At 49.9% G+C, this 1,450-nt stretch carries 1 rRNA gene; it reads left to right on the forward strand.

From position 1 onward, the window contains the following. Positions 1-171: 171 nt before the first annotated feature. Positions 172-1,450, forward strand: a 23S ribosomal RNA gene (locus PR800_RS19355); the annotation flags it as partial.

Genomic DNA, 1,450 nt, shown 5'->3' on the forward strand with positions numbered 1-1,450 from the left:
AATTATGCTCTTTAACAATCTGGAACAAGCTGAAAATTGAAAACAACGCACATTGTTTATCGCTTAAACAATGTGAGAGTCTCTCAAAAATCTCAACTTGAAGATGTCGTCAACAGACAAAAGCCGTCGGGTTTTGTGTCGAGTGACAAAAAAGACACCTTCGGGTTGTGAGGTTAAGCGACTAAGCGTACACGGTGGATGCCTAGGCAATCAGAGGCGATGAAGGACGTGCTAATCTGCGATAAGCGTCGGTAAGGTGATATGAACCGTTACAACCGACGATTTCCGAATGGGGAAACCCAGTGCAATTCGTTGCACTATCGTTTGATGAATACATAGTCAAACGAAGCGAACCGGGGGAACTGAAACATCTCAGTACCCCGAGGAAAAGAAATCAACCGAGATTCCCCTAGTAGCGGCGAGCGAACGGGGAGCAGCCCAGAGTCTTAATCAGCATTAGCATCAGGAGAACGGTCTGGAAAGTCCGGCAGTAAAGGGTGATAGCCCCGTATCCGAAGGTGTTAGTGTTGTGAACTCGACGAGTAGGGCGGGACACGTGTTATCCTGTCTGAATATGGGGGGACCATCCTCCAAGGCTAAATACTCCTGATTGACCGATAGTGAACCAGTACCGTGAGGGAAAGGCGAAAAGAACCCCGGCGAGGGGAGTGAAATAGAACCTGAAACCGTGTACGTACAAGCAGTGGGAGCCCCACCACCAAAGCATTTTCTGGTGTTGAGGACAACTTTGAAGTGGCATTCAACACGCGTTGACGGAGCGCTTTTTGCGACGTCCAACACACAAAACAAGCAGTGAATGTGCTTTGGGGTGGGGTGACTGCGTACCTTTTGTATAATGGGTCAGCGACTTATATTCTGTAGCAAGGTTAACCGTATAGGGGAGCCGTAGGGAAACCGAGTCTTAACTGGGCGAATGAGTTGCAGGGTATAGACCCGAAACCCGGTGATCTAGCCATGGGCAGGTTGAAGGTTGGGTAACACTAACTGGAGGACCGAACCGACTAATGTTGAAAAATTAGCGGATGACTTGTGGCTGGGGGTGAAAGGCCAATCAAACCGGGAGATAGCTGGTTCTCCCCGAAAGCTATTTAGGTAGCGCCTCGTGAACTCATCTTCGGGGGTAGAGCACTGTTTCGACTAGGGGGTCATCCCGACTTACCAACTCGATGCAAACTACGAATACCGAAGAATGTTATCACGGGAGACACACGGCGGGTGCTAACGTTCGTCGTGAAGAGGGAAACAACCCAGACCGCCAGCTAAGGTCCCAAAGTCATAGTTAAGTGGGAAACGAAGTGGGAAGGCTCAGACAGCCAGGATGTTGGCTTAGAAGCAGCCATCATTTAAAGAAAGCGTAATAGCTCACTGGTCGAGTCGGCCTGCGCGGAAGATGTAACGGGGCTAAACTATGCACCGAAGCTGCGGCAGC

The sequence above is a fragment of the Providencia sp. PROV205 genome (genome assembly GCF_028479505.1).
Lineage (GTDB): Bacteria > Pseudomonadota > Gammaproteobacteria > Enterobacterales > Enterobacteriaceae > Providencia > Providencia huaxiensis.